25 protein-coding genes are annotated in these 25,893 nt (G+C 71.6%); 22 read left to right on the forward strand and 3 right to left on the reverse strand.

Features of this window, described 5'->3' with window-relative positions; translation table 11 throughout:
- Positions 1–50 precede the first annotated feature (50 nt).
- The 8 genes from ACFVDM_RS09705 (at position 51) to ACFVDM_RS09740 (ending at position 9,075) form a co-directional block, all read left to right on the forward strand.
- Positions 51–857 carry an enhanced serine sensitivity protein SseB C-terminal domain-containing protein gene (locus tag ACFVDM_RS09705; RefSeq protein WP_383635326.1) on the forward strand — a complete coding sequence of 269 codons (807 nt, stop codon included), beginning with the start codon at positions 51–53 and terminating at the stop codon, positions 855–857.
- Positions 858–1,274: 417 nt separating this feature from the next.
- Positions 1,275–2,273 (forward strand): ABC transporter permease, encoded by a 999-nt coding sequence (locus ACFVDM_RS09710; protein ID WP_383635329.1) that lies wholly within the window; start codon positions 1,275–1,277, stop codon positions 2,271–2,273.
- Positions 2,274–2,342: 69 nt separating this feature from the next.
- A complete protein-coding gene (locus tag ACFVDM_RS09715; protein ID WP_383635333.1) occupies positions 2,343–4,106 on the forward strand; it encodes an ABC transporter substrate-binding protein in 1,764 nt (587 codons plus the stop codon).
- Between the two features lie 146 nt (positions 4,107–4,252).
- A complete protein-coding gene (locus ACFVDM_RS09720) occupies positions 4,253–5,263 on the forward strand; it encodes an ABC transporter permease (protein WP_383635336.1) in 1,011 nt (336 codons plus the stop codon).
- The gene (locus tag ACFVDM_RS09725; protein WP_383635339.1) at positions 5,260–6,351 is read left to right on the forward strand and encodes an ABC transporter ATP-binding protein; all 1,092 of its coding nucleotides are present in this window, start codon (positions 5,260–5,262) and stop codon (positions 6,349–6,351) included. The genes ACFVDM_RS09720 and ACFVDM_RS09725 overlap by 4 nt, the downstream gene beginning before the upstream one ends.
- Positions 6,352–6,401: 50 nt before the next feature.
- The gene (locus ACFVDM_RS09730) at positions 6,402–7,487 is read left to right on the forward strand and encodes an ABC transporter ATP-binding protein (RefSeq protein ID WP_383635475.1); all 1,086 of its coding nucleotides are present in this window, start codon (positions 6,402–6,404) and stop codon (positions 7,485–7,487) included.
- An 18-nt stretch (positions 7,488–7,505) separates the two neighbouring features.
- A complete protein-coding gene (locus tag ACFVDM_RS09735; protein WP_383635342.1) occupies positions 7,506–8,165 on the forward strand; it encodes a trimeric intracellular cation channel family protein in 660 nt (219 codons plus the stop codon).
- 43 nt (positions 8,166–8,208) lie between these two features.
- On the forward strand, positions 8,209–9,075 hold the full coding sequence (locus tag ACFVDM_RS09740) for a thioesterase family protein (RefSeq protein ID WP_383635345.1): 867 nt from the start codon (positions 8,209–8,211) through the stop codon (positions 9,073–9,075).
- A 123-nt stretch (positions 9,076–9,198) separates the two neighbouring features.
- Here ACFVDM_RS09740 and ACFVDM_RS09745 read toward each other — a convergent pair whose 3' ends face one another.
- The gene (locus ACFVDM_RS09745; RefSeq protein ID WP_383635348.1) at positions 9,199–9,840 is read right to left on the reverse strand and encodes a TetR family transcriptional regulator; all 642 of its coding nucleotides are present in this window, start codon (positions 9,838–9,840) and stop codon (positions 9,199–9,201) included.
- A 130-nt stretch (positions 9,841–9,970) separates the two neighbouring features.
- On the opposite strand from ACFVDM_RS09745, the gene ACFVDM_RS09750 reads away from it, so the two are divergent.
- From ACFVDM_RS09750 to ACFVDM_RS09760, 3 genes are all read left to right on the forward strand, one after another.
- On the forward strand, positions 9,971–10,132 hold the full coding sequence (locus ACFVDM_RS09750; protein ID WP_383635351.1) for a hypothetical protein: 162 nt from the start codon (positions 9,971–9,973) through the stop codon (positions 10,130–10,132).
- On the forward strand, positions 10,072–10,395 hold the full coding sequence (locus tag ACFVDM_RS09755) for a DUF4190 domain-containing protein (RefSeq protein WP_383635478.1): 324 nt from the start codon (positions 10,072–10,074) through the stop codon (positions 10,393–10,395). The genes ACFVDM_RS09750 and ACFVDM_RS09755 overlap by 61 nt, the downstream gene beginning before the upstream one ends.
- Positions 10,396–10,533: 138 nt before the next feature.
- On the forward strand, positions 10,534–11,703 hold the full coding sequence (locus tag ACFVDM_RS09760) for a cysteine desulfurase family protein (protein WP_383635354.1): 1,170 nt from the start codon (positions 10,534–10,536) through the stop codon (positions 11,701–11,703).
- 100 nt (positions 11,704–11,803) lie between these two features.
- Here the strand turns inward: ACFVDM_RS09760 and ACFVDM_RS09765 are convergent, their stop codons facing one another.
- Positions 11,804–12,490, reverse strand: coding sequence for an N-acetylmuramoyl-L-alanine amidase (locus ACFVDM_RS09765; protein ID WP_383635357.1), 687 nt, complete (start codon positions 12,488–12,490; stop codon positions 11,804–11,806).
- A 61-nt stretch (positions 12,491–12,551) separates the two neighbouring features.
- On the opposite strand from ACFVDM_RS09765, the gene mnmA reads away from it, so the two are divergent.
- On the forward strand, positions 12,552–13,682 hold the full coding sequence (gene mnmA, locus ACFVDM_RS09770; protein WP_383635360.1) for a tRNA 2-thiouridine(34) synthase MnmA: 1,131 nt from the start codon (positions 12,552–12,554) through the stop codon (positions 13,680–13,682).
- 55 nt (positions 13,683–13,737) lie between these two features.
- On the forward strand, positions 13,738–13,902 hold the full coding sequence (locus tag ACFVDM_RS09775; protein ID WP_383635363.1) for a hypothetical protein: 165 nt from the start codon (positions 13,738–13,740) through the stop codon (positions 13,900–13,902).
- A gap of 145 nt (positions 13,903–14,047) precedes the next feature.
- On the opposite strand, the gene ACFVDM_RS09780 is transcribed toward ACFVDM_RS09775, so the two are convergent.
- Positions 14,048–14,854, reverse strand: a complete 807-nt coding sequence (locus tag ACFVDM_RS09780) for an alpha/beta fold hydrolase (RefSeq protein WP_383635366.1) — start codon at positions 14,852–14,854, stop codon at positions 14,048–14,050.
- 135 nt (positions 14,855–14,989) lie between these two features.
- On the opposite strand from ACFVDM_RS09780, the gene ACFVDM_RS09785 reads away from it, so the two are divergent.
- The 9 genes from ACFVDM_RS09785 to gatB all read left to right on the forward strand — a co-directional run bounded on the left by ACFVDM_RS09785 (position 14,990) and on the right by gatB (position 25,863).
- Positions 14,990–15,529, forward strand: a complete 540-nt coding sequence (locus ACFVDM_RS09785; protein WP_383635369.1) for a TIGR00730 family Rossman fold protein — start codon at positions 14,990–14,992, stop codon at positions 15,527–15,529.
- 37 nt (positions 15,530–15,566) lie between these two features.
- Positions 15,567–16,256: an SDR family oxidoreductase gene (locus ACFVDM_RS09790; protein ID WP_383635372.1), complete on the forward strand. Its 690-nt coding sequence runs from the start codon at positions 15,567–15,569 to the stop codon at positions 16,254–16,256.
- A 34-nt stretch (positions 16,257–16,290) separates the two neighbouring features.
- The gene (locus tag ACFVDM_RS09795; RefSeq protein WP_383635375.1) at positions 16,291–17,316 is read left to right on the forward strand and encodes a methionine synthase; all 1,026 of its coding nucleotides are present in this window, start codon (positions 16,291–16,293) and stop codon (positions 17,314–17,316) included.
- Positions 17,317–17,345: 29 nt separating this feature from the next.
- Positions 17,346–19,556 carry an NAD-dependent DNA ligase LigA gene (gene ligA / locus ACFVDM_RS09800; protein ID WP_383635378.1) on the forward strand — a complete coding sequence of 737 codons (2,211 nt, stop codon included), beginning with the start codon at positions 17,346–17,348 and terminating at the stop codon, positions 19,554–19,556.
- A 286-nt stretch (positions 19,557–19,842) separates the two neighbouring features.
- Entirely contained in the window at positions 19,843–21,975 is a 2,133-nt protein-coding gene (locus ACFVDM_RS09805; protein WP_383635381.1) for a putative bifunctional diguanylate cyclase/phosphodiesterase, read from the forward strand.
- 320 nt (positions 21,976–22,295) lie between these two features.
- Positions 22,296–22,592, forward strand: a complete 297-nt coding sequence (gene gatC / locus ACFVDM_RS09810) for an Asp-tRNA(Asn)/Glu-tRNA(Gln) amidotransferase subunit GatC (protein WP_003966094.1) — start codon at positions 22,296–22,298, stop codon at positions 22,590–22,592.
- Between the two features lie 5 nt (positions 22,593–22,597).
- Positions 22,598–24,100 carry an Asp-tRNA(Asn)/Glu-tRNA(Gln) amidotransferase subunit GatA gene (gatA, locus tag ACFVDM_RS09815; RefSeq protein ID WP_383635384.1) on the forward strand — a complete coding sequence of 501 codons (1,503 nt, stop codon included), beginning with the start codon at positions 22,598–22,600 and terminating at the stop codon, positions 24,098–24,100.
- Entirely contained in the window at positions 24,097–24,339 is a 243-nt protein-coding gene (locus ACFVDM_RS09820; RefSeq protein ID WP_143619552.1) for a hypothetical protein, read from the forward strand. The genes gatA and ACFVDM_RS09820 overlap by 4 nt, the downstream gene beginning before the upstream one ends.
- 15 nt (positions 24,340–24,354) lie before the next feature.
- On the forward strand, positions 24,355–25,863 hold the full coding sequence (gene gatB / locus ACFVDM_RS09825) for an Asp-tRNA(Asn)/Glu-tRNA(Gln) amidotransferase subunit GatB (protein WP_383635387.1): 1,509 nt from the start codon (positions 24,355–24,357) through the stop codon (positions 25,861–25,863).
- The last annotated feature ends 30 nt before the right edge of the window (positions 25,864–25,893 follow it).

The following is a 25,893-nucleotide window of genomic DNA, read 5'->3' on the forward strand; positions in this document are numbered from 1 at the left end:
CCGGGGAGCGGCGGGCCGACACAGAGGATCGAAGAGGGGCGGGACCCAGGGTGAGCGCGTCAGGCACCGCGGCGGCCGGACAGGTCGAGCACATGCTGCGCCAGGTGACGCCCGGACGCTACGACGCGTACGAGGCTCTGCTCCGGGCCCTGGCGGAGAGCCGTGTCTGGATGCTGCTGTGGCACGGCCGGGCCGGCTCGCCCGACGCCCAGTACGGCAACATGGAGGTCGACGGCCTCGGCTACGCCCCCTGTGTCACCTCCGCCCAGGAGCTCACCGCCAGCGGCTGGACCCGGGACCACGAGATCGTCGGGGGCCGCGACATCGCCCGCGCCCTGTTCCCCGACCGCTGGGGCATCTGGCTGAACCCGCACGCCCCGGGCGGCGGCGTCGGCGTCCCCTGGCTCGACCTGCGCCGCATCGCCACCGGGCTGGACCGGATGCCCGCCGGACCGCTGCGGATCAGCGAGCCCGCCATCGACCTCCCGCAGTTCTACGCCCAGCTCACCCGCAACGCCCACCACACCCCCGCGATCCGCTCGCTGCGCCGCGCCTGGGTGCAGCCCGCCCTCGGCTCCCCGTACCTCGCCATCGGTCTCGATCTGTACGACACCGGACGGGCCTCGGTCGACGCCGTGCGGGCGATGATGCGGCAGTCGGTGGGAGCGGTGCCCGAGGGGCTCCCGGTGTCCACGGTGGCGATGTCCGACGCGTACGACCCCGTCGCGATGTGGCTGCGCGCCAACGCGCGTCCGTTCTACGACCGCGAGCCGCACGGCCCGGCCGCCGGTGGCCCCGCCGTCGCTCCGAGTTACGGCTACCCGCAGACCCCCGGCCCGGCGCCGCAGGCCTACTGACGGCCCGTCAGCCCGCCCGCGTATCGGACAAAGCGCTCCGCGACCGGACAAGGCCCCCGCTCGCGCCGCCCAAATCGCCACCCCATCACACCTGTTGGGCGTCATGTCCGTTCTGGTGGATTAGCGGCCGAGTGGTCCGCTCACTCGATCAAGCTGTCCGGATAACGGAAGCTCACTGACCGCATCACGTTTGAGCAAACATTCCCCGTCAGGTCTGGCGGGTGATCGCAACGGCACTGAAGACTCCCGGCTAGTGGCGATCGTCGGCCCTTTGTACGAGGTTGCACCGGCGGTCACTCCACGGACGCATTCGCACCGAAAACATCAGCCGCAGTACGCGCCGCGGCTGACACGCGCCAGGCCGTCACCGCGGCGAGTAGGGGCCGGCCACCGCCGGCGGGAGGGGTCAAGGGCACTGTGACCGCACCGATCGAGACCACCGGATCGGCTGCCGAAGCGCAGCCGGAGGCAGTACTCACGGGAGTCAAGCAGAGCCAGATCGAGGGCCGTTCGCTCGGGCAGATCGCCTGGACGCGCTTCAAGCGTGACAAGGTGGCCGTGGCCGGCGGCATCGTCGTCCTCCTGCTGATCCTGCTCGCCGTGCTCTCCAAGCCGATCCAGGCCGTCTTCGGACTGGACCCCAACGAGTTCCACCAGGACCTCATCGACCCGGCGCTGCTCGCCCCCAAGGGCGACTGGGGCGGCATCAGCTGGAGCCATCCGCTGGGCGTCGAACCGCAGTACGGCCGCGACATCATGACCCGCATCATCGAGGGCTCCTGGGTCTCCATGGTCGTCGCCGTCGGGGCCACCCTGCTCTCCGTGGTCATCGGCGTCTTCATGGGCGTGGTCTCGGGCTTCTACGGCGGCTGGGTCGACACCGTCATCAGCCGCATGATGGACACCTTCCTCGCCTTCCCGCTGCTCCTCTTCGCGATCTCCATCTCGGCCGCGCTCCAGGACGGCGCCTTCGGTCTGGAAGGGCTGCCGCTGCGCATCGCGGTCCTCATCTTCGTGATCGGCTTCTTCAGCTGGCCGTACATGGGTCGTATCGTCCGCGCCCAGACCATGAGCCTGCGCAACCGCGAATTCGTCGAGGCCGCCCGCTCGTTGGGCGCCCGCGGCCCCTTCATCCTCTTCCGGGAGCTGCTGCCCAACCTGGTGGCGCCCGTGCTCGTCTACTCCACGCTGCTCATCCCCTCGAACATCCTCTTCGAGGCGGGGCTCAGCTATCTCGGAGTCGGTATCGCGCCGCCGCAGGCCTCCTGGGGCGGGATGCTCACCAACGCGATCGACTTCTACGAGAACGACCCGATGTACATGATCGTGCCGGGCGTGGCCATCTTCGTCACGGTCCTGGCGTTCAACCTGCTGGGAGACGGGCTGCGCGATGCGCTCGATCCCCGCGGCAAGTAGGTCCCGGGTGCTCGTCACGACGACGTGCGACATGCCACGGCAACCATCGATTGAGGGGGATTTCCTCAGGTGAAGACCAGAAAAACGACAGCGTTGGTTGCCACGGCCGTGGTTCTGATGCTGGGCGCGTCCGCGTGCAACGGATCCAAGGACGACGACGGCGGCTCGAAGGGCAAGGGCGGCTCCGGCGCCACCGACGCCGCGCTGACGTCCATCGTCAACAAGTCGGACAAGAAGGGCGGGACGCTCAAGCTGGAGATGTCCGACGAGCCCGACTCGCTCGACCCCGGCAACACGTACTACGGCTGGGTGCAGAACTTCGCCCGCCTGTACAGCCGCAGCCTCACGTCCTTCAAGCCGGCCGCCGGCAAGGAAGGCCTGGAGGTCGTCCCGGACCTCGCCGAGGGCCTCGGCAAGGCCAGCCCGGACGCCAAGACGTGGACGTACACCCTGAAGAAGGGTCTCAAGTACGACGACGGGACCCCGATCACCTCGAAGGACGTCAAGTACGCCGTCGAGCGGTCGAACTTCGCGCCGGAGGCCCTGTCCAACGGCCCGACGTACTTCAAGGCCCACCTCATCGGCGGCGACAAGTACAAGGGTCCCTACAAGGACAAGAACCCGAACGGCATCGCCTCCATCGAGACGCCGGACGACTCCACCATCGTCTTCAAGCTGAAGGACGCCTTCGCGGACTTCGACTACCTGGCGACCTTCTCGCAGACGGCCCCCGTGCCGGCCGCGAAGGACAAGGGCGCCGACTACGTCAAGAGCATGGCGTCCTCGGGCCCGTACAAGTTCGAGTCCTACGAGGAGGGCCGCGGCGCGACCCTCGTCCGCAACGAGAACTGGGACCCGAAGACCGACCCGATCCGCCCGGCCCTGCCGGACAAGATCACGGTCCGCTTCAAGGTGAAGCAGGAGACGGTCGACAACAACCTGCTCTCCGACAACATCACGGTCGACGGCGCCGGCACCGGTGTCGCCCCGGCGACGCAGCCGAAGGTCCTCACCAAGGCCGACCTGAAGAAGCAGACCGACAACTCGTACGCGGGCGCCACCTCGTACATCGGTCTGAACGTCAACGTCGCCCCGTTCGACAACATCCACTGCCGCAAGGCCGTCCAGTGGGGCATCGACAAGGCGTCGATCCAGGCCGCCCAGGGTGGCGACCCCAAGGGTGACGTCGCGACGACCCTGCTGCCGCCGACCGTCAACGGCTACGAGAAGTTCGACCTGTACGAGTCGGCCGGTCACAAGGGCGACGAGGCCAAGGCCAAGGACGAGCTGAAGCAGTGCGGCAAGCCGAACGGCTTCGACACCAAGATCTCGGCCCGCTCGGACCGTCCCGCCGAGATGGCCATGGTCACCGCGGTGCAGGCCTCGCTGAAGAAGATCGGCGTCAACGCCGAGATCAAGACCTTCCCGGCGGGCAAGTACTTCCAGAACTTCGCGGGCAACCCGAGCTACGTCCACGCCAACAAGCTCGGCATGATCATGAGCGCCTGGGGTGCGGACTGGCCGACCGGCTTCGGCTTCCTCGACCAGATCATCAACGGTTCGGCCATCAAGCCGTCCGGTGGTAACAACGTCCAGGAGCTGAACGACCCGGCGATCAACAAGCTCCTCAACGAGGGCATCGCCAACACGGACGACGCCGCCCGCGCCAAGGCCTGGGCCAACGTCGACCGCGCGGTCGCCGAGGGTGCCACCGCCGTGCCGCTGATCTACCGCAAGAACCTGCTGCTCCGCCCGGTCTCCGCGACGAACGTCACGGTCACCCAGGCCTACCTCGGCATGTACGACTACGTGCTGATGGGTTCCGCCAAGTAGGAACGGCCCCGCTCCCCGGGCCGGGCCGCGCGCGCGGCCCGGGGAGCGGCCTCCGGACCCCCAGAATTGTCCCGAAAGGCAGGTGAAGGCACGGTGTCCGACCGTATGGGTCATCCCCGGCGGGCGGGTACCGGCGCCGGATAGCTGTGGCTGCGTACATCATCCGACGCGTCTTCGGCGCGGTGCTGCTGCTGTTGATCGTCAGCGCAGTCACCTTCGCGATCTTCTTCCTCGTCCCCCGGCTGGCCGGTCAGACGATGGACCAACTGGCAGCCCAGTACGTGGGCAAGGACGCCAACCCGCAGTCCATCCTCGCGGTCAAGCAGAACCTCGGCCTCGACCAGCCGCTCTACGTGCAGTACTGGCACTTCCTCAAGCAGCTGTTCGTCGGCGCCGACTTCCAGTTCGGCCCCGAGGCCACGCACTGCGGAGTGCCCTGCTTCGGCTACTCCTTCAAGCGGCACGTCGAGGTGTGGCCCGAGCTGACCGCGCGTATCCCGGTCACGTTCTCGCTGGCCATCGGTGCCGCGGTGATCTGGCTGATCAGCGGTGTGGCGATCGGTGTCGTCTCCGCCCTCAAGCGCGGTTCGATCCTCGACCGCTTCTTCATGGGCGTCGCGCTCGCCGGTGTCTCCCTGCCGATCTTCTTCACCGGCATGCTCGCGCTGGGCGTGCTGACCGTGCAGTGGCCGATCTGGGAATCGATCACCTATGTGCCCTTCACGGAGAGTCCGCTGGACTGGGCGTGGAACCTGCTCATCCCGTGGTGCTCGCTCGCCTTCCTCTACTCCGCCCTCTACGCCCGCATCACCAGAGCCGGGATGCTGGAGACCATGGGCGAGGACTACATCCGTACGGCCCGTGCCAAGGGCCTGCGGGAGAGCAAGGTCATCGGCAAGCACGGCCTGCGTGCCGCGCTCACCCCGATCGTGACCATCTTCGGCATGGACTTCGGTCTGCTGGTCGGCGGCGCGGTCATCACCGAGACCGTCTTCTCCTTCCAGGGGATGGGCCAGTACGCCATCAAGAGCGTGCAGGAGAACGACCTCCCGATCGTCATGGGCGTGACGCTCGTCGCCGCCTTCTTCATCGTCATCTGCAATCTGCTGGTGGACCTGGTGTACGCCGCCATCGACCCCAGGGTGAGGCTCTCGTGAGTGAGGTTTCCAAGGCACAGACCGCGGCAGTGGGCGAGCCCGCCGCCGCGCCGGCCGGCAGCGACGAGGCCTTCCTCTCGGTACGGGACCTGCGCATCCACTTCAAGACCGACGACGGTCTGGTCAAGTCGGTCGACGGCGTCAGCTTCGACGTGAAGCCCGGCCGGACCCTCGGCATCGTCGGCGAGTCCGGCTCCGGCAAGTCCGTCACCTCGCTGGGCATCCTCGGACTGCACCGCACGGCTCCCAACGCGCGGATCTCCGGCGAGGTCTGGCTGGACGGCGAGGAACTGCTCGGCGCCTCCGACGCGCGGGTGCGCGAACTGCGCGGCCGCAAGATGGCCATGATCTTCCAGGACCCGCTCTCCGCGATGCACCCGTACTTCACGGTCGGCTCGCAGATCGTGGAGGCCTACCGGGTCCACCACAAGGTCAGCCGGAAGACCGCCCGCACCCGGGCCGTCGAGATGCTCGACCGGGTCGGCATCCCCGAGCCGCACAAGCGGGTCGACTCCCACCCGCACGAGTTCTCCGGCGGCATGCGCCAGCGCGCCATGATCGCGATGGCCCTGGTCAACAACCCGGAACTGCTCATCGCCGACGAGCCGACCACCGCCCTGGACGTCACCGTCCAGGCGCAGATCCTGGACCTGATCCGGGACCTGCAGAAGGAGTTCGGCTCCGCCGTCATCATGATCACGCACGACCTCGGGGTCGTCGCCGAGATGGCCGACGACCTCCTGGTGATGTACGGCGGCCGGTGCGTGGAGCGCGGCCCCGCGGAGAAGGTCTTCTACGAGGCCCAGCACCCGTACACCTGGGGCCTGCTCAGCTCGATGCCGCGCATCGACCGCGAGGAGACCGACCGGCTGGTCCCCGTCAAGGGCCAGCCGCCGTCGCTGATCAACGTGCCGAGCGGCTGCGCCTTCAACCCGCGCTGCCCGTACGCGGACATTCCGAAGGACAACCTCACCCGCACCACGCGTCCCGAACTGACGCAGGTCGGTGACGGCCACTTCTCCGCCTGCCACATGGCGCCGGAGGAGCGGTCCCGGATCTGGACCGAAGAGATTGCGCCGAAGCTGTGAGCGAGGCGAGTGAGGCGAGCGACGTGAGCGAGAAGAAGGATCCCCCGGTGCTGGAGAAGGACGTGAAGATCCCGGAGCAGTCGAGCTCCCCGCGCGAGCCGCTGCTCAGGGTCGAGGGCCTGGTCAAGCACTTCCCGATCCGCAAGGGCGTCCTCCAGCGTCAGACCGGCGCGGTGAAGGCCGTCGACGGCATCGACTTCGAGGTGTACCCGGGGGAGACCCTGGGCGTGGTCGGCGAGTCCGGCTGCGGCAAGTCGACGATGGGCCGGCTCATCACCCGCCTGATCGAACCGACGGGCGGCAAGGTCGAGTTCGAGGGCCGCGACATCACGCACCTGTCCATGGGGCAGCTGCGGCCGATGCGGCGCGACGTCCAGATGATCTTCCAGGACCCGTACTCCTCGCTGAACCCCCGCCACACGATCGGCACGATCGTCAGCGCCCCGTTCCGGCTCCAGGGCGTCGAGCCCGAGGGCGGTCTGAAGAACCACGTGCAGGAGCTGCTGTCGCTGGTCGGGCTCAGCCCCGAGCACTACAACCGCTACCCGCACGAGTTCTCCGGCGGCCAGCGCCAGCGCATCGGCATCGCCCGCGCGCTGGCCCTGCGCCCCAAGCTGGTCGTGGCCGACGAGCCGGTCTCGGCGCTGGACGTGTCGATCCAGGCCCAGGTGGTCAACCTGCTGGACGACCTCCAGCAGGAGCTGGGGCTCACCTACGTGATCATCGCGCACGACCTCTCGGTCATCCGCCACGTCTCGGACCGCATCGCGGTGATGTACCTGGGCAAGATCGTCGAGCTGGCCGACCGCAAGTCGCTCTACTCGGCGCCGATGCACCCGTACACCAAGGCCCTGATGTCGGCGGTGCCGGTCCCCGACCCGCGCCGGCGCGGGATGAAGAGCGAGCGCATCCTGCTCAAGGGCGATGTGCCCTCGCCGATCTCGCCGCCCAGCGGCTGCCGCTTCCACACCCGGTGCTGGAAGGCGACGGAGGTCTGCAAGACGCAGGAGCCGCCGCTGGTCGCGCTGAAGACCGGCCACCGGGTCGCCTGTCACCACCCGGAGAACGCCGAGGGTCTGAGCACCACCGGCACCGCGACACCCGCCGCACCCTCCGAGGAGGGTACGAAGGAGTAGTACCGGCACAATTGCCCGGTGCTCAACGAACTGTTCACGCCCTCCGTCCAGCATGCGCTCGACATCGTCGGGATCTTCGTCTTCGCGATCTCGGGCGCCCTGCTCGCCGTACGCAAGAACTTCGATGTCTTCGGCATCGCGGTCCTCGCCGAGGTGACCGCGCTGGGCGGAGGGCTGTTCCGTGACGTGATCATCGGCGCGGTCCCGCCCGCCGCCTTCACGGATCTCGGCTACTTCACCACCCCGCTGCTCGCCGCCGGGCTGGTCTTCTTCCTGCATCCGCACGTGGAGCGGATCCAGACCGGGGTCATGGTCTTCGACGCGGCGGGTCTCGGCCTGTTCTGCGTCACGGGGACGGTGAAGGCCTACGACTACGGCCTCGGGCTCACCGCGTCGGCCGCGCTCGGCCTGGCCACCGCCGTCGGCGGCGGTGTGCTGCGCGACGTCCTGGCCAACGAGGTGCCCTCGCTGCTGCGCTGGGACCGCGATCTGTACGCGGTGCCGGCGATCGTCGGAGCCACCATGATCGTCCTCTGCATCCGCTTCGAGGCGCTCAACGCCTTCACCAGCGGCACGGCCGTGATCACCGCCTTCGTGCTGCGGCTGCTGGCGCTGCGCTTCCACTGGCGGGCCCCGCGCGCCTTCAACCGCCGTTCCGCGACGGCGGAGGAGAACTGAAAAAGCTACCGCTCAGTAATAGAATCGGTGTACGGTGCCTGCCATGGCACAGGCAACAGAGCAGGCGGCTCCGGCCGCGCGGGCGACCATCGGCGACAGCGAGTTCGACCGGGACACCGCCGTCACCCTCCGGGAAGAGGGCGTCTACGACGCGGACCTCTCCGCGGGCTGGACGATCATCCACGCCGTCAACGGCGGCTATCTGCTGGCCCTGCTCGGCCGCGCCCTGGGCGAGGCCCTGCCGCACCCGGACCCCTTCTCGGTCTCCGCGCACTATCTGACCGCGTCGGTCCCCGGCCCCGCGGTGATCCGCACCGAGACCGTCCGCACCGGCCGCACCCTCTCCACCGGCCAGGCCTCCCTCTTCCAGTACGCCGAGGACGGCTCCGAGATCGAGCGCATCCGCGTCGTCGCCACCTACGGCGACCTGGACGCCCTCAGCGACGACGTCCGCACCTCCGCCGAACCGCCCGCCTTCCCGCCCCGCGAGCACTGCCTCGGCGCGAGCGACGGCGACGCCCCCATCCCGGGCAGCTCCGCCATCACCGAGCGGCTCGACATCAAGCTCGACCCGGCCACCGTCGGCTGGGCCATCGGGCAGCCCTCGGGCAAGGGCGAGATGCGCGGCTGGTTCGGACTGGCCGACGGCCGCGACGCCGACCCGCTCTCCCTGCTGCTCACGGTCGACGCGCTGCCGCCGACCTCCTTCGAACTGGGGCTGAAGGGCTGGACCCCCACCGTCGAGCTGACCGCCCACATCCGCTGCCGCCCGGCCCCGGGGCCGCTGCGCGTCTCCATCGCCACCCGCAATCTGGCGGGCGGCTTCCTGGAGGAGGACGCGGACGTCTGGGACAGCCGGGACCGCCTGGTCGCCCAGTCCCGCCAGCTGGCCCGCGCCCCGCGCGACTGACCCCCGCGCCGCCGGGGCCCGCGCCCCGCGCGGCCGGCCCCGCTCCGCCGAGGCCCCGCTCTCCCGACCGCCGGGAGGCCGGGGCCCTCGTCATGCGGAGGTCCGGGAGGCCGGGGGCCCTCGTCATGCGCAGGGCGGGGCGCCGGGTCCGTCCAGCCAGTGGAGCCGGCCGAGCGTGATCAGTCGCAGCCGGCGCCGGGCCGCGCCCGTGACGGCCTCCTCGCCGCCGTCGCCCGCGTCGAGCAGTGCCGACGCGGTCAGGACCATGTGGTCCACGTAGAGGCCGCCGAGCATCAGCAGGTCCTCCTCGCTCCACCCCCGTGACTCCGGCTCCCCGGCGAGCGCGGCGGCCACCTCCTCGGCGAAGCGGCGCAGTTCGGCGGCGATCGCCTCGCGGACGGGCCCGACGCCGCCGTGCTGTTCGCGCGCGATGAAGCGGAAGTGGGCGGGCTGCGCGCGCACATGGCCCGCGATCAGCTCCACGCCCCGGTCCAGCCGGACCTCGCTGTCGCCGGTCTCGGCCAGGATCGCGCCGATCATCCCGTGCAGACTGCCCAGCGTCTGCTCGACCAGGGCCACCCCGAGCGCGGCGATGCCGTCGAAGTGCCGGTAGAAGGCGGTCGGGGCGACGCCCACCGCCCGCGTCACCTCGCGCAGTCCCAGGCTGCTCAGACTCTGGTGCTCCAGCAGGACCAGGGCGGCGTCCAGCAGTGCCTGGCGCGTGCGCAGCTTCTGGGTCTGGCGGACCCCCGTGGTGTGACTCATGCCATTCAGTAAACAACTGTTCTCCGGGACGGGAAAGCGGGGCACGGGTCTAGACTGATGAGTCAGTGAACAGTCGTACTCCGAACTGTTCGCGGCATCCGTGAACCATCCCGACACCGAAAGGCCGACCATGATCGTCCTTGTCGCCGCCCTGCTCCTGCTGGGGATCGTGCTGGGAGCGGTGGCCCAGATCCCTCCCGCGCTCTCCCTCGCGCTCGGCGCCCTCATCGGCTGCTGGCTGCTGGTCTTCGCCGTACGCGAGCGGGCGGGCGCGCGCCGCCGCACGTCATGACCGCCCGCGCCGCCGCCCGGCCCGCCACCCGGGACGCCGACGGACTGGCCGTGGCCTCCTTCGTGCTGGGGCTCGTCGGCCTGCTGGTGATGAACCTGCTGCTGGGGCCCGCCGCCATCGTCATGGCCCTCGTCGCGCTGGCCCGCTCCACGGCCCGCCGGGGCCGCGCCCTGCTCGGGCTCGCCCTCGGTATCGCCGACCTGGCGGTCCTCGCCTTCCTGGTCACCGGAAACGGCGTCGTCGCCTGGAACACCGGGGGCTGAACCCCGGAGGGCCGCGGACCGTCCCGGCCGGACCGGAGGCGTCCGGCGGTGCGCGGGCACCGGGACCCCGTGCGCCCGCCGTACGCCCGGGGTCCGTCGTACGGATCCGGGCCCCCGGCTCGTAGAATCGAGCCCACCATGGCTTACCTCGACCACGCCGCGACCACGCCGATGCTTCCGGAGGCGATCGCGGCGATGACCGCGCAGCTCGCCGCCACCGGGAACGCGTCCTCACTCCACGCCGCCGGGCGCCGGGCCCGCCGAACCGTCGAGGAGTCCAGAGAGACCCTCGCCGACGCCCTCGGTGCCCGGCCCAGCGAGGTGGTCTTCACCTCCGGCGGGACCGAGGCCGACAACCTCGCGGTCAAGGGGCTGTACTGGGCCCGCCGCGACGCCGAACCCCGGCGCACCCGGGTGCTGGCCAGCCCCGTCGAGCACCACGCGGTGCTGGACGCCGTCGACTGGCTCGCCGAGCACGAGGGCGCCACCGTCGAGTACCTCCCCGTCGACGCGCACGGCCGGGTGAGCCCCGAGGACCTGCGCGAGGCGGTGCTCCGCGACCCCGACGACGTCGCCCTGATCACCGTCATGTGGGCCAACAACGAGATCGGCACCATCCAGCCGGTCCGCGAACTGGCCGGGACCGCCCGGGAGTTCGGCATCCCGATGCATGCCGACGCGGTCCAGGCGTTCGGCCAGCTCGACGTCGGCTTCGCCGACTCCGGGCTCGCCGCGATGACGGTGAGCGCGCACAAGATCGGCGGCCCCTTCGGCGTCGGCGCGCTGCTGCTGGGCCGTGACCAGGTGCCCGTGCCGGTGCTCCACGGCGGCGGGCAGGAGCGGCATGTGCGCTCCGGCACGCTGGACGTGCCCGGCATCGCGGCCTTCGCCGTCGCCGGCCGGCTCGCCGCCGACCGGCGCGAGGACTTCGCCCGCGAGATCGGCGGACTCCGCGACGACCTGGTGGCGGCCGTGCTGGACCAGGTCCCCGACGCCGTCCTCGGCGGCGACCCGGCCCCCGGCGGCCGGCTCCCGGCCAACGCCCACTTCACGTTCCCCGGCTGCGAGGGCGACTCGCTCCTGCTGCTGCTGGATGCCCAGGGCATCGCCTGCTCCACCGGCTCCGCCTGCACCGCCGGCATCGCGCAGCCCAGCCACGTCCTGCTGGCCACCGGCACCGATCCGGACCTGGCCCGCGGCACCCTGCGCTTCTCGCTCGGCCACACCTCCACCAAGCAGGACGTGCAGGACGTGGCCCGTGCGATCGGCCCGGCGGTGGAACGGGCCCGGACGGCCGGTCTGAGCTGATCCCGGCGCGCCCGGAGCGTGCGGGCGGACCCGGGCGCGGGTGGGCCCGGCGCGCTCGGAGCGCGGGGGCGGACCGGGGCGCGGGAGGGCCCGCGCGCTCTCAGACCTTCGCCGCGCGGACCAGCTTCAGATAGCGGTCCCAGTCCCAGTGCTTCCCGGGGTCCGTGTGATCGGCGCCCGGCACCTCCACGTGCCCGATGATGTGCTCGCGGTCGACGGGGATGTCGTACCGGGCGCATATCGTCGCGGTCAGCCGGGCGGACGCCCCGTACATCGCCGCCGTGAAGTCCTGCGGGCGGTCGACGAAGCCCGCGTGCTCGATGCCCACGCTGCGTTCGTTGTACGAGCGGTTGCCCGCGTGGAAGGCGACGTCCAGCTCGCGGATCATCTGGGTCACATGCCCGTCCCCGCGCACGATGTAGTGCGCCGCGGCCTTGTGCCCCGGGTCCTGGAAGGCCCGGACCGCGCTGCTGAAGCTGCCCTGGGTGACATGGACGACGACCCGGTCGATGTCGTAGTCGTCCGGGCGGTCGGCACGGCGCCAGTTCGCCCCGGCGGCCGGGGTCCAGGTCGCCCGCGCGTAGTCCACCGCCCCCGGGGTGCGCGGCTTGTCCACCCCGGGCAGCCGCCACCAGGCCCGCTTCAGCCGGTCCCGCGCCAGCACCGCCGTACCCGCCGCCGTGACGGCACCGCCGATCGCCACCGCGCGCCGGCTGATGCCGCTGCCGGTGCCGCCTTCGCCGCCCGGCGTGCCGGACCCGCCGTCCGAAGACCCCTTGCTCCCCATGTGTGCGACAACGCATATCCGCGAGCCTTCGGTTCCCGGGGACCCGTACCCTGGTGGGGCTATGACTGAGACTTCCCCGCGCCCCCTCCGTGTGCTCGCCGCCATGTCGGGCGGTGTCGACTCCGCCGTCGCCGCGGCCCGCGCCGCCGAGGCGGGCCACGACGTGACCGGTGTGCACCTCGCCCTCTCGGCCAACCCGCAGTCCTTCCGGACCGGGGCCCGGGGCTGCTGCACCATCGAGGACTCCCGGGACGCCCGCCGTGCCGCGGACGTCATCGGCATCCCCTTCTACGTCTGGGACCTCGCCGAACGCTTCCGCGAGGACGTCGTCGAGGACTTCGTCGCCGAGTACGAGGCCGGGCGCACCCCCAACCCGTGCCTGCGCTGCAACGAGAAGATCAAGTTCGCCGCGCTCCTCGACAAGGCCCTCGCCCTCGGCTTCGACGCGGTCTGCACCGGCCACTACGCCACCGTCGTCACCGGCGACGACGGCAACCGGGAGCTGCACCGCGCCAGCGACATGGCCAAGGACCAGAGCTATGTGCTCGGTGTCCTCGACGAGCGCCAGCTCGCCCACGCCATGTTCCCGCTCGGCGACACCCTCACCACCAAGGACGAGATCCGCGCCGAGGCCGAGCGTCGCGGCCTCGCGGTCGCCAAGAAGCCCGACAGCCACGACATCTGCTTCATCGCGGACGGAGACACCCAGGGCTTCCTGGCCGACCGGCTCGGCGGCCCGGCCGAGGGCGACATCCTCGACGAGTCGGGTACGAAGCTGGGCACCCACGACGGCGCCTTCGGCTTCACCATCGGCCAGCGCAAGGGACTGCGCATCGGCCACCCGGCCCCCGACGGCAAGCCGCGCTACGTCCTCGACATCTCCCCGGTGAACAACACGGTCACGGTCGGCCCGGCCGAGGCGCTGGACGTCACCTCCCTGACCGCGATCAAGCCCCGCTGGTGCGGAACGCCGCCGTCCGGCCCGGGGACGTACACCGCCCAGCTCCGCGCCCACGGCGGCGAGACCGAGGTGACCGCCGAACTCGTCGACGGAACCCTCCGCGTCGCGTTCACCGAGCCGGTACGGGGCGTGGCCCCCGGCCAGGCGGTCGTGCTGTACGACGGGACGCGCGTGGTCGGCTCCGCGACGATCGCCTCGACGGTGCGCCGGGAGACCGCCCCGGCGGGCTGACGGCCGCGGAAGCGGCAGGGTTTATTCCGCCGCCGGTCGACGGAATATCGCATACATGTCAAAACCGGTGGGCTGGATCGGCGTCATCGTCCTGGTGATCTGGAGTCTGTTCGCCTTCCAGTGGATGGACAAGGGCTGCGACGTCGTGCACGCGTACAAGGCGGTCATCACGTACGGGACACCGGAGGGCCTGGAGTTCCTGCCGGCCTGCCACAGCTGAGCGGGCCGCCCGGGACCGTCCCGGCCCGGGGCGCCCGGACGGCACCGCGCGGGCTCCGGCCCGGGTCCCCGCGCGGTCATGCCCGACCCCTGTACGGGCGTGACCGCGCGGGGGGCATCGGCCCCCCGCCCCGCCCGCAGTGGTCTCAGGACGCCTGCGCCTCGCGTACGGACAGGTCCCGGGCGAAGAACTCCGCCAGGGCCGGAGCGACCGCCTGCGGGGCCAGTTCGCGGGTCTGGCCCGTCAGCGTGCGGTGCCGGCCCCGGGGGAGGGCCTCCGCCAGGAGCCGGGCCGAGGTCCGGACCGACGCCGGGCTGAAACCGCCGCAGACCACCAGGGTCCGCGCGGTCACCGAGGCGAACCGCCCGGCCGGAACCGTCCCGTCGCCCAGCACCGCGTCGTCGTACGCCAGGGTGTGCGCCACGGACTCCAGGGTCCGCCACAGCGGCGCCCTCCGCATCCTGGCGATCATGTCGGCGGGGACCCCCGTCCGCGACAGGAACAGCTCGACCGCGCCGTCCCGGTCCGCGGCCGACAGCAGCCGGTGCAGCCGGAGAGTGCAGTCGGCCTTGAAGAGGAGTCCCGCCGGTCCCGGGGTGTACGGCGGCTCGTACACCGCGAGGCCCGCGACCGCGAGACCGGCCGCCTGGGCCTCCAGGGCCAGCGCGCCGCCGGCCCCGACGCCGAACACACAGGGCCGGCCGCCCACGGCCTTCGCCACGGCCGCCAGATCCTCGATCTCGCGCTCCACCGCGTACGGCGCGCGGTCCCCGCTGGCGCCCCGGCCGCGCCGGTCGTACGTGACGACCTCGAAGCGCGGGGCGAGCAGCCGGGCCAGCGGCGCGTCGGTCGCCGCGGTGGCCAGCGCCCCGCCCACCAGGATCAGCGGCGGGCCCGCGCCCCGGCGCCGGTACGCGATCAGAGTGCCGTCGCGGGAGAGAGTCTTGTCCATGCGGGGGTGGACTCCGGGGCCCGCGGAAACTCATCGCTCCGTGCGAAGATTTTCCGGACTTCTTCGAAGCCGCAGCTCACCGGGGGTGCGGACCCGAATGCCCGGCCGGTGGCGGCGGGCTCTACCGTGGCAGCCATGAACATCTGCGTCTTCCTCTCCGCCGCCGACCTCGACGACCGCTACACCGTCCCCGCCCGCCAGTTCGCCGAACTGCTCGGCCGCGGCGGACACACCCTGGTCTGGGGCGGTTCGGAGAGCGGGCTGATGAAGGTCGTCGCCGACGGCGTCCAGGAGGCGGGCGGGAAGCTCGTCGGCGTCTCGGTGGACTTCCTGGCCGCGAAGGCCCGCACCAACGCCGACGAGATGGTGATCGCCCGCGACCTCGCCGAGCGCAAGGCCCTCCTGCTCGCCAAGTCCGACGCGATCGTGATCATGGTCGGCGGCACCGGGACGCTCGACGAGGCCACCGAGATCCTGGAACTGAAGAAGCACGGCAAGCACACCAAGCCCGTCGTGCTGCTCAACACCGCCGGCTTCTACGACGGGCTGCACGCCCAGTTCCGGCGCATGGAGGACGAGGGCTTCCTGCCCCTCCCGCTGACCGAACTGGTCTTCTTCGCCGAGGACGGCGTCGGCGCCCTGGCCTATCTGGAGGAGTCCGCCGGCCTGCGGTGACGCACGGGGCCCGGGGGACGGGTGCGACGATGGGGCCATGCCCACTCACCTCATCACCGGTGCCGGTTCCGGCATCGGCGCCGCCGTCGCCCGCCGCCTCACCGAGCGCGGTGACGACCTCGTGCTGCTGGCCCGCGACGCGGCCCGCGCCAAGGAACTCGCCGCGCTCCACCCCGGCGCCCGCACGCTCGTCGGCGACCTCTCCAATCCCGACCGGCTCTCCTGGGCCCTCGCCCAGCAGACCGTCCCGGACCGCCTCGACTCGCTGCTGCACATCGCGGGCGTCGTCGAACTCGGACCGGTCGGCGAACTCACCCCCAAGGCCTGGCACGTCCAGCTCAACGCCAACCTCGTCGCCCCCGCCGAGCTGACCCGCCTGCTCCTGCCCCAGGTGCGCGTCGCCCAGGGACACGTCCTCTTCGTCAACTCCGGCGCCGGACTCTCCGCGAGCCCCGGGTGGAGCGCGTACGCCGCCAGCAAGCACGGCCTGAAGGCGCTGGCCGACTCCCTGCGCCACGAGGAACACGGCAACGGCGTCCGCGTCACCACCGTCTACCCCGGCCGCACCGCCAGCCCCATGCAGGAGAAGGTCCACCGGCAGGAGGGCAAGGACTACGACCCCGCCCGCTGGATCGACCCCGAGTCCGTCGCCACCACGATCCTCATGGCGCTCGACCTGCCCCGCGACGCCGAGGTCAACGACCTCACGGTCCGCCCCGGCCGCTGACGTACGCGACCGCCGCCCGCCGTAGGCTTCCCGCGTGAGCGAGACGAACAAGTTCAGCGGGTGCGCGGCCACCGGAATCGGATCGATGCCCGGCGGCGACGCGCGGGAGGCGGCCAAGACCGTCACCGGTTCCTTCGACGACGGGCAGGGCCTGCCCCACCTGCCGGAACTCCCCGCGCGCGGACCCGGCGCCGACATGATCGGCCGGAGCATCGGCCTGCTCGTCGAGATGTACGGACACGTCGAGCCGAGCGGCTGGCGGATCAGCGACCGCCCCGGCCGCGACACCCGCCGCGCCCGCTCCTGGCTCGGCGAGGACCTCGACGCGCTGGAGGAGTTCACCCAGGGCTACGAGGGCCCGCTCAAGGTGCAGGCCGTCGGCCCGTGGACGCTCGCCGCCGCGCTGGAACGCCGCGGCGGCGAGGCCGTCCTCGGCGACCCGGGCGCCTGCCGCGACCTGGCCGCCTCCCTCGCCGAAGGACTCACCGGCCACCTCGCCGAACTGCGCCGCCGGGTCCCGGGCGCCCGCCCCGTCCTCCAGCTCGACGAACCCTCCCTCACCGCCGTCCTGCGCGGCCGGGTCCGGACCGCGAGCGGCTACCGCACCCACCGCGCCGTCGACCGCCAGATCGTCGAGGGCACCCTGCGCGACGTCCTCGCCGCGGCCGGCGACGCCGCCACCGTCGTCCACAGCTGCGCCCCCGAGGTCCCCTTCGCCCTGCTGCGCCGGGCCGGAGCCGACGGGATCTCCCTCGACTTCTCCCTTCTCACCGAGCGTGAGGAGGAGGCGGTCGGGGAGGCCGTCGAGGGCGGCACCCGGCTCTTCCTCGGGGTCGTGCCCGGCACCGACCCGGCCTCGGGCGGATTGTCGGACCCGGGCGGTAGCGTCATGGGTGTCAGGACGCTGTGGCGCAGGCTGGGGCTGAATCCGGGGACTCTCACCGAGTCCCTGACGATCACCCCGGCGTGCGGACTCGCGGGCGCCTCGCCCGGGTACGCCCGCGCCGCGCTCGCCCACTGCGTCCGGGCCGCGAAATCGCTTGCGGACAACCCTGAGTAACGGGGTATCGGGTAACGGAGGACGGGACGATGGCCGGCGAACAGCAGACCCCCCTGCCGGGCGGACAGGACGTGCCCGTGCCCGCGGAGGCACGGGACCGGCACGACCTGCTCGCCGAGCAGGTCGAGGAGCACCGGTTCCGCTATTACGTGAACGACCAGCCGGTCGTCAGCGACGCCGAGTTCGACCGGCTGATGCGCGAACTGCAGGACCTGGAGGAGGCGCACCCGCAGCTGCGCACCCCCGACTCGCCGACCCAGAAGGTCGCCGGGCCCTACCGCACGGAGTTCACCTCCGTCGAGCACCGCGAGCGGATGCTCTCCCTGGACAACGCCTTCGACGACGAGGAGCTGGCCGCCTGGGGCGAGCGCATCGCCCGCGACGCCGGCACCACCGACTACCACTACCTCTGCGAGCTGAAGGTCGACGGCCTCGCCGTCAACCTCACGTACGAGAACGGGCTGCTGACCCGAGCCGCCACCCGGGGCGACGGCCGCACCGGCGAGGACATCACCCCCAACGTCCGGACCATCGCGGACATCCCGCACCGGCTCAAGGGCGACCGCGTCCCGGCCCTCGTCGAGATCCGGGGCGAGGTCTTCTTCCCGATGGAGGCCTTCGAAGGGCTCAACGCCCGGCTGGTCGAGGCCGACGACAAACCCTTCGCCAATCCGCGCAACGCGGCGGCCGGCTCGCTGCGTCAGAAGGACCCCAAGGTCACCGCCGGCCGCCCGCTCCACATGGTGGTCCACGGCATCGGCGCCCGCGAGGGCTTCGACATCGACTGCCTCTCGCACGCCTACGAGCTGCTCCGCGAATGGGGCCTGCCCACCGCCAAGTACAACAAGGTGGTGGACTCGCTGGCCGACGTCCGCGCGTTCATCGCGTACTACGGCGAGCACCGGCACTCCGTGGAGCACGAGATCGACGGCGTCGTCGTCAAGCTCGACGAGATCCCCCTCCAGGGCCGGCTCGGCTCCACCTCCCGCGCCCCGCGCTGGGCCATCGCGTGGAAGTACGCCCCGGAGGAGGTCAACACCAAGCTCGTCAACATCCGCGTCGGCGTCGGCCGCACCGGCCGCGTCACCCCGTACGCCCAGGTCGAGCCGGTCGAAGTCGCCGGATCCGAGGTCGAGTTCGCCACCCTGCACAACCAGAACGTGGTGAAGGCCAAGGGCGTCCTGATCGGGGACACCGTGGTGCTCCGCAAGGCCGGGGACGTCATCCCGGAGATCCTCGGACCGGTCGTCGACCTGCGCGACGGCACCGAGCGCGCCTTCGTCATGCCCACCCACTGCCCCGAGTGCGGTACGGAGCTGCGGCCCATGAAGGAGGCGGACATCGACGTCCGCTGCCCCAACGCCCGCTCCTGCCCCGCCCAGTTGCGCGAGCGGATCGCCTATCTCGCGGGCCGCGCCTGCCTCGACATCGACCACTTCGGCTATGTCGCCGCCGCCGCGCTCACCCAGCCCCTGGAGCCTGCCGAACCGCCGCTGCGCGACGAGGGCGACCTCTTCGGGCTGACCGTCGAGCAACTGCTGCCCATCCGCGCCTACGTCCTGGACACCGACAGCGGACTGCCCAAGCGGGACCCGAAGACCGGCGAGGAGAAGATCGCCCGGGTCTTCGCCAACCAGCAGGGCGAACCGAAGAAGAACGCCGTCGCCATGCTGGAGGCCATCGCCGCCGCCAGGCAGGCCCCGCTGGCCCGCGTCCTCAACGGGCTGTCCATCCGCCATGTCGGACCGGTCGCCGCCCAGGAGCTGGCCCGCCAGTTCCGCTCCGTCGACCGGATCGACGAGGCCACCGAGCAGGAGCTGGCCGACGCCGACGGGGTGGGCCCGGTCATCGCCGCCTCCGTCAAACAGTGGTTCGCCGAGGACTGGCACCGCGAGATCCTCCGCAAATGGCGCGAGGCCGGCGTCCGCATGGAGGACGAGCACAGCGGCGAGGACGAGGGGCCCAGGCCCCTGGAGGGACTCACCGTCGTCGTCACCGGCACCCTCGCCGGACACACCAGGGATGGCGCGAAAGAGGCGCTGCAGAGCCGCGGTGCGAAGGTCACCGGCTCCGTCTCCAAGAAGACCTCCTTCGTCGTCGTCGGGGACAACCCCGGCTCCAAGTACGACAAGGCGATGCAGCTGAAGGTCCCTGTGCTCGACGAGGACGGCTTCGGGGTGCTGCTCGACCAGGGACCGGAGGCCGCGCGGGAGGCCGCCGTCCCCGCCGAGGAGGGGTAGCGCCGTTCGGCGGCCCGCCCGGGGCGCCGGCCCCGGACGCGCCGGAGCGTGAGGGCTCTGTGACGCACCGTCGGATTCACCCGATCGGCGCATAGCAGATGCTCAGCGGCGGTCGGTTCGCATTCGGGCAAGAGCGTCGGACCGCTGCCCGCGGACGCCCCCGGCGGCCTACTGTGGACGGGTGCGCCCCGGACGGGCCCGGACCACGGGCCGGCGCCGGACCGCGCGCTGGCACGGAACGGAACCAACGGGTGACATCGGCACCGCCGGCTGTGAGAGGGACGGAATGAAACCGACCGAGAACGCCGCACCGGTGTCACGGCTGCAAGGTTTCGCCGGCCTCACGCCCGGGGTGGGCCTCGCCGTCGTGGCCCTCGCCACCCTCCAGCTGGCCACCGGCTTCTACCGGGCCGTCAGCGAGGGCCACGCGCTCTTCCCCGACGGCACGGCGGGCTGGTCGCTCGCCGTCCTCACCGGCATCGTCGTCGGCCATCTCGTCGCCCTCGGCCGCGACCGCTGGTGGGGCGGCACCGGCTCCGGCGCCGCGCTCACCCTGGCCGTGCTCCTGCTCTACGGCTGGGTGCCCGCCGGACTGGTCAGCCTGGTCGTCGTCGTCCTCGTCGGCGTGGCCCGCCGGCACCGCTGGTGGCAGGGGCTGCTGCACGGGGCGGTGGACATCCTCGGCGTGGGGGCGGCGGCCCTGGTGCTGGCCGCCTTCGGCGAGGTGCAGACCGTCGAGACGCCCTGGCAGCCACTCGACTGGGGCATCGACGCCGTACCGGAACTGCTCCTCGCGGCCTCCACCTATCTCCTCGTCACCCGGGTCCTGCTGTGGTACGCGCGGACCCCGCAGGCCGGCGGACTGCCGACGGCGGCCCGCACCGCGCTGCTGCGCCAGGGCCTGATCGCCGTCGCCCTGCTCGGCATCGCCCCGCTGATCTGCGTCGTCGCGATGGCCCGGCCCGTCCTGCTGCCGCTCTTCGCGGTGCCGCTGATCGCCCTGGACTCCACGCTCTGGATCGCCCGCGCCCGCGCCGAGGAGCAGCTGCGCGACCCGCTCACCGGGCTGCCCAACCGCCAGTGGCTGCTGGAGCGGACCTGGACGGCGCTGGAGGAGGCCGAGTCCACCGGCAGCCGCGCCGGGCTCGTCCTCATCGACCTCGACCGCTTCCGCGCGGTCAACGACACCCTCGGCCATCTCGCCGGCGACCGGCTGCTCCTGCAGATAGCGGAACGGATCCGGCTCGCCCTGCCGCGCGGGGCGGAGGCCGCCCGGCTCGGCGGCGACGAGTTCGCCGTCCTGCTCCCCACCACCGACTCCACCACCAGCGCCCAGCGCGTCGCCCGCCATCTGGCCGCCGAACTCTCCTCCCCGCTGGACCTCGACGGGCTCACCCTCGTCCTGGAGGCCAGCGCCGGCGTCGCCGTCTATCCCGAGCACGCGCTGGACGCCGAGGGGCTGCTGCGCCGTGCCGACGTGGCGATGTACCAGGCCAAGCGGGACCGCACGGGTGTGGAGGTCTACGAGTCCAAGCGGGACAGCAACACCCCGGACCGGCTCGGGCTGCTCGGTGATCTGCGGCGCGCGCTGGACGCCGGAGAGGTGGAGCTGCACTACCAGCCCAAGGTGCGCTTCGACGGCCAGGTCGCCGGTCTGGAGGCGCTGGTGCGCTGGGTGCACCCGGAGCGCGGCCGGGTCCCCCCGGACGAGTTCATCGCCATCGCCGAATCGTCCGGTCTGATGCCGCACCTCACCGAGTACGTCCTGGAGACGGCGCTCGCCCAGGTCGCCCGCTGGCGCGCCCAGGGCCTCTTCGTCCCCGTCGCGGTGAACGTCTCCCCGCGCGACGTGCACACCCCCGGCTTCGCCGGAGGCGTCGCCGCCCGGCTGGCCCGGCACGGCGTCCCGGCGGGAGCGCTCCAGCTGGAGATAACGGAGCACGTGCTGCTGGAGGACCCGCAGCGGGCCGCCGACACCCTGGCCGGGCTCACCGGGCACGGCGTGAAGATGTCCCTCGACGACTTCGGCACGGGCTACTCCTCCCTCGTCCACCTGCGGCGGCTGCCGGTCAGCGAGCTCAAGATCGACCGCTCCTTCGTGGCCCGGCTCGCCATCGACCAGGAGGACGCGGAGATCGTCCGCTGCACGATCGACCTCGCCCACTCCCTCGGCCTGCTGGTCGTCGCGGAGGGCGTCGAGGACGACGAGACCTGGGAGCGGCTGCGGGATCTGCGCTGCGACGCGGTCCAGGGCTGGCTGGTCGCCGCCGCGATGCCGCCGCAGGAGATGACCGCCTGGCTGCGCGCCCGCGGCGAGCACGGCTGGCGCCGCCCCGCCGAACTGGCGGCCGCGGCCGCCGCCGAACCGGAACAGCACCCCTCCGGCCGCACGGTCGACTCACGACCCGCGACGACCTAGGACGAGCCGGCGGCGGGACGGCGGACCCCGCCGCACCGCCGCCGGTCGCCTCCACAGGCAGCACTTCCCCGGGTGGGGATCCGACGGTTCGGCGACCCCATAGGATTGGGGGTCGGCGGCACATTTCCACCTGCCGCGCGGCGTCTGGCACGCACGCTCGCAGCGTTGCCGAAACGTCCACGTGGCTCCGCCACGAGGACGCTCCGGCGCCTTGCGATCGCACGCACCAGACGCCGCGCGGCCCGTCCTTCGGACAGACGGCGGAAAAGTGCAGCCGGCCCCCCGGCCAAAACCACACACCGAACCCTGAGGATCGCTGCATGCCTGGCATCACGCGCGAGGAGGTCGCCCACCTCGCCCGGCTGGCGCGTCTGGAGCTGAAGGGCGAAGAGCTCGATCACTTCGCCGGTCAGCTCGACGACATCATCGGCGCGGTCGCCCGCGTCTCCGAGGTCGCCGACCAAGACGTACCGCCGACCTCCCACCCGCTGCCGCTGACCAACGTCATGCGGGCGGACGAGGTCCGTCCGTCGCTCACCCCCGCGCAGGCGCTCTCCGGCGCTCCGGCCCAGGAGCAGCAGCGTTTCAAGGTGCCGCAGATCCTGGGGGAGGACTGAAAGCCATGACGGACCACAGCACCATCATCAAGCTCACCGCGGCCGAGATCGCCGCGAGGATCGCCTCCGGCGAGCTCACCGCCGTCGAGGTCACCGAGGCCCACCTCGCCCGGATCGACGCGATCGACGAGAAGGTCCACGCCTTCCTGCACATCGACCGCGAGGGCGCGCTGGCGCAGGCCCGCGCCGTCGACGCCAAGAAGGCGGCCGGCGAGAAGCTCGGCCCGCTCGCCGGGGTGCCGCTCGCGCTCAAGGACATCTTCACCACGAAGGACATGCCGACCACGGTCGGCTCGAAGATCCTCGAGGGCTGGGTCCCGCCGTACGACGCCACGCTCACCCGCAAGCTGCGCGCCGCCGACGTCGTCATCCTCGGCAAGACCAACATGGACGAGTTCGCCATGGGGTCCTCCACCGAGAACAGCGCCTACGGCCCGACCGGCAACCCGTGGGACCTCACCCGCATCCCGGGCGGCTCCGGCGGCGGCTCCTCCGCCGCCCTCGCCTCCTTCGAGGCCGCGCTCGCCATCGGCACGGACACCGGCGGCTCGATCCGCCAGCCCGCCGCCGTCACCGGCACCGTCGGCGTGAAGCCCACCTACGGAGGGGTGTCCCGCTACGGCATGGTGGCGTTCTCCTCCTCCCTCGACCAGGGCGGCCCCTGCGCCCGTACGGTCCTGGACGCGGCCCTGCTGCACGAGGTCATCGGCGGCCACGACCCGATGGACTCCACGTCCATCGACGCCCCCGTCCCGCCGGTCGTCGAAGCGGCGCGCAACGGCAGTGTCGCGGGCATGCGCGTCGGCGTCGTGAAGCAGTTCTCCGGCGAGGGCTACCAGGCCGGTGTCGTCCAGCGCTTCAACGAGTCCGTCGAGCTGCTGAAGTCGCTCGGCGCCACCGTCGTCGAGCTGGACTGCCCCTCCTTCGACCTGGCGCTCTCGGCGTACTACCTCATCGCCCCGTCCGAGTGCTCCTCGAACCTGGCCCGCTTCGACGCCATGCGCTACGGCCTGCGCGTCGGCGACGACGGCACCAGGTCCGCCGAGGAGGTCACCGCGCTCACCCGCGAGGCCGGCTTCGGCGACGAGGTCAAGCGCCGCGTCATCCTCGGCACGTACGCGCTCAGCTCCGGCTACTACGACGCGTACTACGGCTCCGCGCAGAAGGTCCGCACGCTGATCACGCGGGACTTCGAGAAGGCCTTCGAGCAGGTCGACGTCATCGTCTCGCCGACCACGCCCACCACCGCCTTCCCGATCGGCGAGCGCGCCGACGACCCGATGGCGATGTACCTCGCGGACCTGTGCACCATTCCGACCAACCTGGCCGGCAACGCCGCCATGTCGCTGCCCTGCGGCCTGGCCCCCGAGGACGGCCTGCCCGTCGGGCTGCAGATCATCGCCCCGGCGATGAAGGACGACCGGCTGTACAAGGTCGGAGCCGCCGTCGAGGCCGCCTTCGTGGAACAGTGGGGTCATCCGCTGCTTGAGGAGGCTCCGTCGCTATGAGCGCCATGACCAAGAAGGCCAAGAACTTCAAGAAGTCGAAGACCGGGCTGTACGTGTCGATGGGCACCACCGCCTTCGGTGCGCTCAGCGTCGCCAAGCAGGCGAAGCTGGCCCGCTCGGACAACGACACGCTGCGTCTCATCGACGCCGCCGTGTCCGCCGCGGCGATCGTGACCGGTCTCGCGATCCTCTATCGCGAACTGAAGCGTCTCGGCGACGACGACGTACTGCTGGGCTGAGAGGGAAAGTTTTCCGTGACTGTCATCGACCTGGAGTCGTACGAGGACGCCCTCGCGACGTACGACCCCGTCATGGGCCTTGAGGTCCATGTGGAGCTCGGCACCAGGACCAAGATGTTCTGCGGCTGCTCCACCGAGCTGAAGCAGGACGCCAACTCGCAGACCTGCCCGGTCTGCCTCGGTCTGCCCGGCGCGCTGCCGGTCGTCAACGCCATCGGCGTCGAGTCCGCGATCAAGATCGGTCTCGCGCTGAACTGCGAGATCGCCGAGTGGTGCCGCTTCGCCCGGAAGAACTACTTCTATCCGGACATGCCGAAGAACTTCCAGACCTCCCAGTACGACGAGCCGATCGCCTTCGACGGCTATCTGGACGTCCAGCTGGAGGACGGCGAGATCTTCCGGGTGCAGATCGAGCGCGCCCACATGGAGGAGGACACCGGCAAGTCGACGCACGTCGGCGGCGCCACCGGCCGTATCCACGGCGCGTCCCACTCCCTGCTCGACTACAACCGGGCCGGCATCCCGCTCATCGAGATCGTCACCAAGCCGATCGAGGGAGCGGGCGACCGCGCCCCCGAGGTCGCCAAGGCGTACGTCGCCGAGCTGCGCGAGCTGATCAAGGCGCTCGGCGTCTCCGAGGCCCGCATGGAGATGGGCCAGATGCGCTGCGACGTCAACCTGTCGCTGCGCCCGCACGGCACCGAGACCTTCGGCACCCGCTCCGAGACGAAGAACGTGAACTCGCTGCGTTCCGTCGAGCGGGCCGCCCGCTTCGAGATCCAGCGCCACGCCGCGGTGCTGAACTCGGGCGGCAAGGTCGTCCAGGAGACCCGGCACTTCCACGAGGAGGACGGCTCCACGACGGCCGGCCGCATCAAGGACAACGCCGAGGACTACCGCTACTTCCCCGAGCCCGACCTGGTGCCGGTCGCCCCGGCCCGGGAGTGGGTCGAGGAGCTGCGGGGCGGCCTCCCGGAGCTGCCGCGGCTGCGCCGCGCCCGGCTCAAGGAGGAGTGGGGCGTCTCCGAGCACGACATGCAGTCCATCCTCAACGCGGGCGCCGTCGACCTGATCGTCGCCACGACCGAGGCGGGCGCCCCGTCGGACCAGGCCCGCAAGTGGTGGATGGGCGAGCTGGCCCGTAACGCCAACGAGACCGGCCGCGGCCTCGACGAGCTGCCCGTCACCCCGGCGCAGGTCGCCCGGGTGGCCGAGCTCGTCGCCGCGGGCGACCTCAACGACAAGCTGGCCCGCCAGGTGCTGGAGGGCGTCCTCGCGGGCGAGGGCGACCCCGACACCGTCGTCGAGAAGCGCGGTCTGAAGGTCGTCTCGGACGAGGGCGCGCTGTCCACCGCCGTGGACGAGGCCATCGCCGGCAACGCCGCCGTCGCGGACAAGATCCGCGGCGGCAAGGTGGCCGCCGCCGGCGCGCTCGTCGGCGCCGTCATGAAGGCCACCCGCGGCCAGGCGGACGCGGCCCGGGTGCGCGAGCTGATCCTGGAGAAGCTCGGCGTCGAGGGCTGAGCCCGCCGGCAGGTGTGACGAGGGGCGGTG

Source organism: Streptomyces sp. NPDC057682 (assembly GCF_042799575.1).
GTDB lineage: Bacteria > Actinomycetota > Actinomycetes > Streptomycetales > Streptomycetaceae > Streptomyces.

Coding starts and splice junctions, on each gene's coding strand:
- ACFVDM_RS09740 (WP_383635345.1), top strand. CDS start 8,209: ATGGCACAGGCAACAGAGCAGGCGGCTCCGGCCGCGCGGGCGACCATC.
- ACFVDM_RS09745 (WP_383635348.1), bottom strand. CDS start 9,840: ATGAGTCACACCACGGGGGTCCGCCAGACCCAGAAGCTGCGCACGCGC.
- ACFVDM_RS09750 (WP_383635351.1), top strand. CDS start 9,971: ATGATCGTCCTTGTCGCCGCCCTGCTCCTGCTGGGGATCGTGCTGGGA.
- ACFVDM_RS09760 (WP_383635354.1), top strand. CDS start 10,534: ATGGCTTACCTCGACCACGCCGCGACCACGCCGATGCTTCCGGAGGCG.
- ACFVDM_RS09765 (WP_383635357.1), bottom strand. CDS start 12,490: ATGGGGAGCAAGGGGTCTTCGGACGGCGGGTCCGGCACGCCGGGCGGC.
- mnmA (WP_383635360.1), top strand. CDS start 12,552: ATGACTGAGACTTCCCCGCGCCCCCTCCGTGTGCTCGCCGCCATGTCG.
- ACFVDM_RS09775 (WP_383635363.1), top strand. CDS start 13,738: ATGTCAAAACCGGTGGGCTGGATCGGCGTCATCGTCCTGGTGATCTGG.
- ACFVDM_RS09780 (WP_383635366.1), bottom strand. CDS start 14,854: ATGGACAAGACTCTCTCCCGCGACGGCACTCTGATCGCGTACCGGCGC.
- ACFVDM_RS09785 (WP_383635369.1), top strand. CDS start 14,990: ATGAACATCTGCGTCTTCCTCTCCGCCGCCGACCTCGACGACCGCTAC.
- ACFVDM_RS09790 (WP_383635372.1), top strand. CDS start 15,567: ATGCCCACTCACCTCATCACCGGTGCCGGTTCCGGCATCGGCGCCGCC.
- ligA (WP_383635378.1), top strand. CDS start 17,346: ATGGCCGGCGAACAGCAGACCCCCCTGCCGGGCGGACAGGACGTGCCC.
- ACFVDM_RS09805 (WP_383635381.1), top strand. CDS start 19,843: ATGAAACCGACCGAGAACGCCGCACCGGTGTCACGGCTGCAAGGTTTC.
- gatC (WP_003966094.1), top strand. CDS start 22,296: ATGCCTGGCATCACGCGCGAGGAGGTCGCCCACCTCGCCCGGCTGGCG.
- gatA (WP_383635384.1), top strand. CDS start 22,598: ATGACGGACCACAGCACCATCATCAAGCTCACCGCGGCCGAGATCGCC.
- ACFVDM_RS09820 (WP_143619552.1), top strand. CDS start 24,097: ATGAGCGCCATGACCAAGAAGGCCAAGAACTTCAAGAAGTCGAAGACC.